The 9,377-nt window shown below is 38.3% G+C and carries 5 protein-coding genes; 4 read left to right on the forward strand and 1 reads right to left on the reverse strand.

Going from position 1 to position 9,377, the window contains the following annotated elements; translation table 11 throughout:
* Window positions 1-485: 485 nt before the first annotated feature.
* The gene (nth, locus tag Q0Q96_RS02830) at window positions 486-1,124 is read right to left on the reverse strand and encodes an endonuclease III (RefSeq protein ID WP_293871481.1); all 639 of its coding nucleotides are present in this window, start codon (window positions 1,122-1,124) and stop codon (window positions 486-488) included.
* 393 nt (window positions 1,125-1,517) lie between these two features.
* Here nth and Q0Q96_RS02835 point away from each other — a divergent pair, with 393 nt between their 5' ends.
* From Q0Q96_RS02835 to Q0Q96_RS02850, 4 genes are all read left to right on the forward strand, one after another.
* Window positions 1,518-3,458 carry an alpha-1,4-glucan--maltose-1-phosphate maltosyltransferase gene (locus tag Q0Q96_RS02835; RefSeq protein WP_293871483.1) on the forward strand — a complete coding sequence of 647 codons (1,941 nt, stop codon included), beginning with the start codon at window positions 1,518-1,520 and terminating at the stop codon, window positions 3,456-3,458.
* A gap of 41 nt (window positions 3,459-3,499) precedes the next feature.
* Window positions 3,500-5,122 carry a trehalose synthase gene (locus Q0Q96_RS02840; RefSeq protein WP_293871484.1) on the forward strand — a complete coding sequence of 541 codons (1,623 nt, stop codon included), beginning with the start codon at window positions 3,500-3,502 and terminating at the stop codon, window positions 5,120-5,122.
* Between the two features lie 289 nt (window positions 5,123-5,411).
* Entirely contained in the window at window positions 5,412-7,316 is a 1,905-nt protein-coding gene (gene glgB / locus Q0Q96_RS02845) for a 1,4-alpha-glucan branching protein GlgB (RefSeq protein ID WP_293871486.1), read from the forward strand.
* Between the two features lie 163 nt (window positions 7,317-7,479).
* A partial coding sequence (locus Q0Q96_RS02850) for a TIM-barrel domain-containing protein (protein WP_293871487.1) occupies window positions 7,480-9,377 on the forward strand: 1,898 nt, incomplete at its 3' end.

The raw sequence follows: 9,377 nt of genomic DNA on the forward strand, positions 1-9,377 counted from the left end.
AGGCTTTCTTTAATCTGAATTTGTTTCAGATTCTTTGAGAACCCTATTCATTTATTTGGATAGGGTTTTTTGTTTAGAGCAGGTAAAAGAGATTAGTGAGAATACAAAGGCGATTTATATATTAGTTAGATAATTTAGTAAAATGAGAGGCTGTACAATAAGTAGGGTGATAGTATATATAATCACGGTTGTTCAATTGACAACATTAACTAGGTATAAAACAAGGAATCTTGTATTCAAGTAAGGGTGAATTATTGTTTGAAAAGGTTGGCATCAAAAAGAACAAGATAAGTTCTGGGTAAGATAAAATAATTTATAGGTAAGGCGAGAGGTATTATTTATAGCTACTGCGTGAGGGATGGAAGTGGCATCCTTTTTACTGTTTTTAGGGAGAGTAGATTTATAAAATTTAGTGCAATAAAAACAGTAAAAAGATATAACGGAGAGCCCGACCCGCATTTTTTTTTGCGGGACACGCGCAAATATTAATTATGCAACCTGCAATATTCGCAATCCTTACTTACAACACATTCCTCGTGTTTTGGGTTCGTTGGGCGGCATGTTTCCCTTCCAAGAAACGAGATTGCCATGCCGACTTCACCCCAAATTTCTTTTGGCAAAGCCTGCATTAATAGTTTTTCGACTTTGTTTCCGTCTTTGGTTTCCGGGATAATTCCGATGCGTGGTTCCACTCTTATCACGTGAAGGTCGGCAATGATTCCTTGAGCTGGCTGTTTTGTTTCACGCATAATGACATTGGCAGATTTTCTTCCAACTCCTTTTAATGCAGTTAATCCTTCCATAGTAAGCGGAATGTCTTTATCTTTCTTGATAATTTTTGCAATTTCTATTAGCCAATTGGCTTTAGTTTCAAAGTTTTTAACTTTTGATATGTGCGGAATTAAAGCCTCCACATTGGATACTGCCAAACTTTCTATGTTGGGATAGATTTCAAAAAGAGCGGGAGCAATTTTGTTGATATTTGCATCGGAATCTTGTGCCGACAAAATAACCATTACCAAAAGTTGGTAGGTATTTTGATACTCTAACGGATGCTTTTTGGCTTTATATTTTGCCATTAATGTTTTAAGAACTGTTGTCCAGCCTGGTGTTTTATTCGCCATGTCAGTTGTATTTTCAAGTTTAGATAAAGTTAAATATTTTTTTGACAACATACTTATCACGGAGTATTTTTTCCAATTTTTGAATGATGATTTTTTCTATTTTTAGATTCTTATGAATATCATAAGTTGTTTTTACTGAAAATCTGGACGAATCCCTCTCCACTCGCTTAATAATTTTAAGTTTAAGGCACTTTAAGTAGTTTTTCTATAAAAAAAGATGCTAATTTTGACCAAATAGCTTGTAATAATTTAGCAGTTTACATAATTACTTTAGGAATTTGCAATGATTGAATGGGTATGTGACTTTTTTTTGCCATTTCCGTAAAATTATACCGCAATTTTTAACTTATTATATTTTTATCTAAATTACCACTTCCAAAAATTACAATTAAAATGCAAAACCAAACGCGAATAATTATTGAAAATGTCTCTCCACAACTTGACGGTGGAGCTTTTTTTATCAAACGAATTGTAGGTCAAAAAGTAACAGTTACAGCCAATGTTTTTTCTGATGGTCATGATGTACTAGCATGCACCGTGAAATTTAAACACGAGTCTGCAAAAAAATGGGAAGAAGTTAGAATGTATGAAACCGGTAATGATGAATGGCGAGCAGAATTTAAAGTTGAAAAACAAGGATTTTATACATATTTGGTAGAAGGTTGGGTTGATTATGCGTTGAATTGGCAACATGGAACGCAACGAAAAATAGAAGATAATCAGCAAGTGAAATCCGAACTTTTGGAAGGTGCCGAATATTGTCAGGCGATTTTAAAAGAAGTTTCGGCAGCTGAAAAAACCTATTTGACTGCAGCCATAAAAGCATTTCAGGATGAAAAAAATTATGATAAAGCGATTGTTACCGCTTTATCGCCAGAATTGCATCATATTTTTAAACACTATCCAACACAAACTATAGCGAATGCTTCAGCCGAATTAAAAGTTTATGTAGATAGAAAAAAAGCATTATTCAGTACATGGTATGAATTTTTTCCACGTTCGGCATCGCAAACAAAAGGAAGACACGGAACTTTTAAAGATTGCGAAAAACTCTTGCCAAGAGTTGCCGCTATGGGTTTTGATACTTTGTATTTTCCACCAATTCATCCTATTGGAGAATTAAACAGAAAAGGAAAAAATAATGCTACTACAGCCGAAAAAGAAGATGTTGGCTCGCCTTGGGGAATTGGTTCCAAACATGGTGGACATAAAGCGACTCATCCAGAATTAGGAACTATTGACGATTTTAAATCATTGGTCAAAGCAGCGAAAAAACTAAACATTGAAGTCGCTATGGATTATGCTTTGCAAGCAGCACCAGATCATCCGTATGTGAAAGATTTTCCGCAATGGTTCAAATGGCGTCCCGATGGTACAGTGCAATATGCCGAAAATCCACCAAAGAAATACCAAGATATTCAACCGATTTACTTTGAAAGTGGCGATTGGAAGAACCTATGGAAAGAATTACTAGACGTTGCGCTATTTTGGGTAGAAGAATGCGATATTAAAGTGTTTAGAGTTGACAACCCGCATACAAAACCATTCTATTTTTGGGGTTGGCTAATAGCCGAAATCAAGAAAAAACATCCCGATGTTTTGTTTTTAGCCGAAGCTTTTACGCGTCCAAAAATTATGCACGAATTGGCAAAACAAGGGTTCACCCAATCTTATACTTATTTTACTTGGCGCAATACCAAAGCCGAGCTTATTGAATACATAGAGGAATTAACCAAAACAGAACAAAGTGAATTTTTTCGTCCTAACTTTTGGCCCAACACGCCTGATATTTTACCCTATGCTTTACAAAGCGGCAACGAAAGTGTGTACCTTCACAAATACTTTTTGGCAGCAACCTTAAGTGCTAGCATCGGGATTTATGGACCAGTTTTCGAATACATGATTTCCGAAGCGATGCCGGGAAAAGAAGAATATTTCAACTCCGAAAAATATGAATTCTTTAATTGGGATTGGACTGTGCAAAACAAACTTATTACCGTCATTTCTCGTTTAAATAAAATTCGTCACGAGCAACGTTCGTTACAACAAACTAATAATATACAGTTTTGCGCTACCGACAACGACCAAGTTTTGGCGTATTACAAATACGATGACGATAAACTAGACGAAACCTTAATGATTTGCAGCATCGATCCTTATTATGCCAAGCAAACATGGGTGCAATTACCCTTGCAAGCTCTAGGAATTCATCCAGGTCAATCTATAAGAGTAGTCGAATTAATCACTGGAAACAGTTATATTTGGGACAAAGAATGGAATTTTGTAGAATTATATCCAGCACTTCCGTTCCATTTATTTAAAATTGTGAAGTAAAAAAAAGAAATAAGCCATAAGGTAATAGTAAAAAAATAGTCATGGAAAACGACAATCAAGATACTTTCTCAACACCCTTTCTTTTCAAAACAGACTGGAAACATGCCTTTGAAGACGAGGAGTTCATCAAGGTATTCTCGTCAGATATTTTAGAACAGTATATCATCAACAAGCGCTGGTATGGTGGCAAAGCAAGTACTCTAAAGTATATCGAAGTCGTAGAATTTTTCAAAATGGCCTCTAAAAATAACACCTATTATGGGGTCTTACTCGAAGTTAATTTTAAGGAAGCTTTTTTTCAAAATTACTTCATGCCTATTTCATTTATGGCAGAAGACGAACTTGATACCAACACTATCATTGCGCCCGTAAAAATGAATGGTCAAGTCGGTTTTCTCGTTGATGCCCTGCATCAGGAAGATTTCAGAAAATTACTGTTTGATAAGATTGTATCCCCTGGCGATAAAGCCGATGTCAAAGTCAAATTTCATCGAGGCGAAAAGCTTGAAGAAACAACATACAAGACCTCCAAATTTATGGGCGTAGAACAAAGCAACACGTCCATCATTTATAACAACACACTGGTTCTAAAAATTTTTAGACGCATCTACACCAGCACCAATCCCGATTATGAAATCAGTCGTTTCCTTACCGATCGAATGAATTTCAAAAGTTCACCCGCCTATACCGGCAGCATCAGCGTCACCCTTTCGGAGGGCAACATCACCTTGGGGATGATGCAAGAATTAGTACCCAATCAAGGAGATGCGTGGCAATTTATGCTCGAAGAAACCGATCGTATTTTTGAAAACTTAAGTACCAAAAAAATCAAAATCAACAAGCTGCCCGACATCGAATTATTCACACGACTAAAGATCAACGAAATCTCACACGAAATCATCGATTGGGCAGGCTTAAGTATTTTTCTTCGCATTCACACCCTAGCCACGCGCACCGCAGAAATGCACATTGCCTTGGGTGGCGACATACACGATACGGCATTCACCCCCACAACCTACAACGGAGACTACACCGTTTGGCTCAAAAACAGGTTGACCTACCAGTTTCAAAACCGATTGAATATCCTCGAAAATAACCTCCACAAACTCGACGGGCTCGCACTTGAACTCGCCAACCAGTTTCTCGATAACAAAAAAGAAATCAGAAAATTGTTTCTGGATTTTGATTGGACCAAAATGAAATCGGAGCGCATCCGCATACACGGCGATTACCACCTGGGGCAAGTCCTCGTTAATGGCGATGATTTTTACATCCTTGATTTCGAAGGTGAACCCGAAAGCACCATCCGAGACCGAAAAGTAAAACAACCACCGCTAAAAGATGTTGCTGGTATGTTTCGCTCTTTTCATTATTCGATTTATGCCACGATATTCAACAACAAAGACAAATATCCGTACGAGCAAAAAGACTTATTTCAGGCGGGAGAAATCCTGTTTAAATACTTCGTGGGCGTATTCCTGCAGACCTATACCGAGGTCGCACAGGCAGGTAATCTCAACATTGGCTACCGCAAAGAAATAGATTTCTTGCTCAAATACTGCCTGTTAGAAAAAGCCGTTTACGAACTGGGTTATGAACTCAACTCGCGGCCACGGTGGGCGGTGATACCGTTGAGAGGAATTCAAAGTATCATGAAGTATTAGATCTCACCACAACCCTCTCCAAAAGAGAGGGAGTAGCGGGTTGTGTTATGAATATAATTAGGATAGTAGTATTTGTCACCATGAGCGCAGTCAAAAGGCAAACAAGCAAATAAAGTTAATGAGAAACGCATCTCGACTCTAGTTTATGTTGGGCATAGCCGATGAGCTCGGTGTGACAAAAAGCATTGTTAACGAATAAAAAAAAATCGTGCATTCATGGCAAAAAAATAAAATATAAATAATAATAATAAGAGGATGAAATTGCTCGTTCCTCGCAATGATTAACCAAATGAACCAAGTACAACCACACTCCTTCTTCACCGATTTCGACATCGACCTATTCAAAGCTGGAAAACATTTCAAACTCTACGAAAAACTCGGCGCTCACCTTATAGAGGTCAACGGCGTTAGTGGCGTTTACTTCGCCGTTTGGGCTCCATCAGCCCGTTCCGTTTGTGTTGTAGGCGACTTTAATTATTGGATACAAGGCGAACACCAACTCAACGTGCGTTGGGATGGTTCGGGCATTTGGGAAGGTTTTATTCCCGGAGTAGAAAAAGGCACCACCTACAAATACAAAATCCAATCCAATAACGGCGGCATCATCACCGAAAAAGCAGACCCCTTTGCCTTGTATTGCGAACACCCACCACAAACGGCCTCCATCATATGGGATCTCGATTACAAATGGAAAGATAAAAAGTGGATGGACACCCGCAAGGATAAAAACGGGTTAGACAAACCGTATTCGGTTTACGAAGTTCACCTTGGATCTTGGCGACGAAATAGCGAAGGCAAGTTTTTAACCTATCTCGAATTGGCAGACCAACTGGTAGCGTACATCAAAGAAACAGGATTCACCCATGTAGAGTTTATGCCCATTATGGAATATCCCTACGATCCATCGTGGGGGTATCAGCTGGTTGGTTATTTTGCACCAACATCTCGTTTTGGAAAACCACAAGACTTCATGGTTTTGGTCGATAAACTCCACCAAGCCGGCATAGGGGTACTACTAGATTGGGTACCCTCACATTTTCCCGACGACGCCCACGGACTAGGATTTTTTGACGGCTCAAACCTTTACGAACATCCTGATCGTAGAAAAGGCTATCACCCCGATTGGAAGAGCCTTGTTTTTAACTACGGACGCAACGAGGTGCGCTCATTCCTTATTAGCAATGCCATTTTTTGGTTACAACACTATCATGCAGATGGCTTGCGTGTAGATGCTGTTGCTTCAATGTTGTACCTAGACTATTCTAGAAACGATGGCGAATGGGAACCAAACATTTACGGAGGAAGAGAAAACCTAGACACCATCAGTTTCTTGAAAGATTTCAACGAAGCTGTGTATAGTAATTTCCCAGATGTACAAACCATAGCCGAAGAAAGCACCAGTTTCCCCATGGTTTCCAGACCAACTTTTATTGGCGGATTAGGCTTCGGCATGAAATGGATGATGGGTTGGATGCATGACACCTTACAATATTTCAAAAAAGAACCTATTTACCGTCGTTTTCATCAAAACGATTTAACGTTTTCCATGACCTACGCGTTTACCGAAAACTTTATGCTGCCCTTATCGCATGATGAAGTGGTATATGGCAAACACTCCATTCTTGGGAGAATGCCCGGCGATGAATGGCAAAAATTTGCTAATCTTCGGTTATTGTATGGTTATATGTTTACACATCCGGGAGGAAAATTATTGTTTCAAGGTGCCGAATTTGGGCAAAGCAGCGAGTGGAATTTTGAAGGAAGTTTAGATTGGCATTTATTACAGTTTGGATATCATGACGGCATCAGAAAATGCATCACCGATTTGAATGCTTTATATAAAAACAATCCAGCTTTGTATGAAAAACAGTTCCATGTTGAGGGTTTTGAATGGATAAATTATTCCGATAGTGAAAACGCTGTCTTGAGCTACATCCGTAAAGGAAATAATGAAAATGAAAGTTTGATTGTGGTTTGTAATTTCACCCCTGTAGTTCGTAATAATTATAGAATTGGTTTACCAATGAAAGGAAAACTAACACAAATCTTCAATTCAGACAGTGTAGAGTATGGCGGAAGCGGTGTGGTGATGAGCAAACCTATCAAAATTGACAAAACGCCATGGAACTACAAAGACTATTCAGCAGAATTGGTTTTACCGCCTTTAGGAGTTTCGGTTTATAAAATAACTTAAAAGCATTTTTTTTTGCCCAAGAAGTTAACATTCATTCAATGAACGTTAACTTCTTGCTTATTTATCACTATTCGCAAACGTTGTAGTTAAAAATTACTACTTTAAGATGTAAAATTATCGAGGTCATCTTTGTAGATTTGACAATCGATTTAAAAAAATTCAAATGATTACCAATCAAGAGTTAGATCACAAAGGTGATCAATTTCCTTCAAAAATAGTAAGTTTCAAACAAGATGTAGATAGCATCTATTTTACTACTGACAACAACGTAATTCTGAAAGTAACCATCCTTCGTGATAGTTTAATCCGATTTAGATATACTACCAAAGGTTACTTTAGCAACGACTTTTCATACGCCATAGATAAAACACAATCGCATGGGTACAACCAATTAGAAGTTATTGAAGAGCAACAATATTATCTGATAAAAACGAGCAAAGTATTTTGTAAAATCAATAAGAAAAACTTAAAAATTTCGATTCACGATATTGATGGTTTCACCATTCTTGAAGACGAAATAGGTTTTCACTGGGAAGAAAGCTATGAGCACGGCGGCAATATTGTAAAAATGAGTAAAGCTTCTAAAGACGGCGAAAGTTTTTATGGAATGGGGGACAAGGCAACTCATTTAAATCTTAAAGGAAAACGATTAGAAAATTGGGCAACCGACCAATATGCTTTTCACAAAGACCAGGAACCTTTGTACAAAGTAGTGCCTTTTTACATTGGGTTGCACCATCATAAAGCGTATGGCGTTTTCTTTGACAATACGTTCAGAACTTTTTTTGATTTTTGTCATGAAAAACGAAATGTAACCAGCTTTTGGGCTGAAGGAGGCGAAATGAATTATTACTTTTTTTATGGTCCAAAAATGAGTGATGTGGTTACTACCTACACACATTTGACAGGAAAACCAGAGCTTCCGCCCATGTGGACACTTGGTTATCATCAATGTAAATGGAGTTATTATCCCGAAAGTAAAGTAAAGGAAGTTACCGCAAAATTTAGAGAATTAAAAATTCCGTGCGATGCTATTTATCTTGATATTGATTACATGGAAGGTTTTCGTTGCTTTACTTGGAGCAAGGAATATTTCCCGGAACCTAAACGAATGGTTGCCGAATTAGCCAAAGATGGTTTCAAAACGGTGGTTATCATTGATCCAGGAATTAAAATTGATAAAGACTATTGGGTTTATCAGGAAGCATTGAAGAATGACTATTTCTGCAAGCGTGCCGACGGCCCGTTTATGAAAGGAAAAGTTTGGCCGGGCGAATGTAATTTCCCAGATTATACGAATCCGGAAGTTCGAGAATGGTGGGCAGGATTATTCAAAGAATTAATTTCGGAAATAGGCGTGAAAGGTGTTTGGAATGATATGAACGAACCAGCAGTTATGGACGTTCCGGGAAAAACTTTTCCGTATGATGTGCGACATGATTATGATGGAAATCCTTGTAGTCACCGCAAAGCGCACAACATTTATGGAACTCAAATGGCGAGAGCAACTTATGAAGGTGTGAAACGTTTCTCCTATCCAAAAAGACCATTTATTATCACGCGGTCGGCGTATTCTGGAGCGCAACGTTACACTTCCTCTTGGACAGGAGATAATGTAGCTACTTGGGAACATTTGTGGATTGCCAACATTCAAATGCAACGAATGTCTATTTCAGGCATGGGATTCACAGGTTCTGATATTGGTGGATTTGCAGAGCAACCTTCGGGCGAATTGTACGCACGTTGGATTCAGCTGGGTGTTTTTCATCCGTTCTGCAGAACCCATTCTTCTGGCGATCATGGTGAACAAGAACCGTGGTCATTTGGTGAAGAAGTGATTGATATTACTCGAAAGTTTGTTGAACTGCGTTATCAATTGCTACCCTATTTATATACTATGTTTTGGCAATATGTTAACGAGGGAACTCCCATGCTAAAACCATTGGTTTATTTTGACCAGGACGATTTTCATACGCATTACAGAACCGATGAATTTATTTTTGGGAATCAAATTTTGGTTTGCCCAATACTGGAGCCCAATGCATTGGGCAGAAGAATGTA

The sequence above is a fragment of the Flavobacterium sp. genome, from assembly GCF_025352015.1.
Lineage (GTDB): Bacteria > Bacteroidota > Bacteroidia > Flavobacteriales > Flavobacteriaceae > Flavobacterium.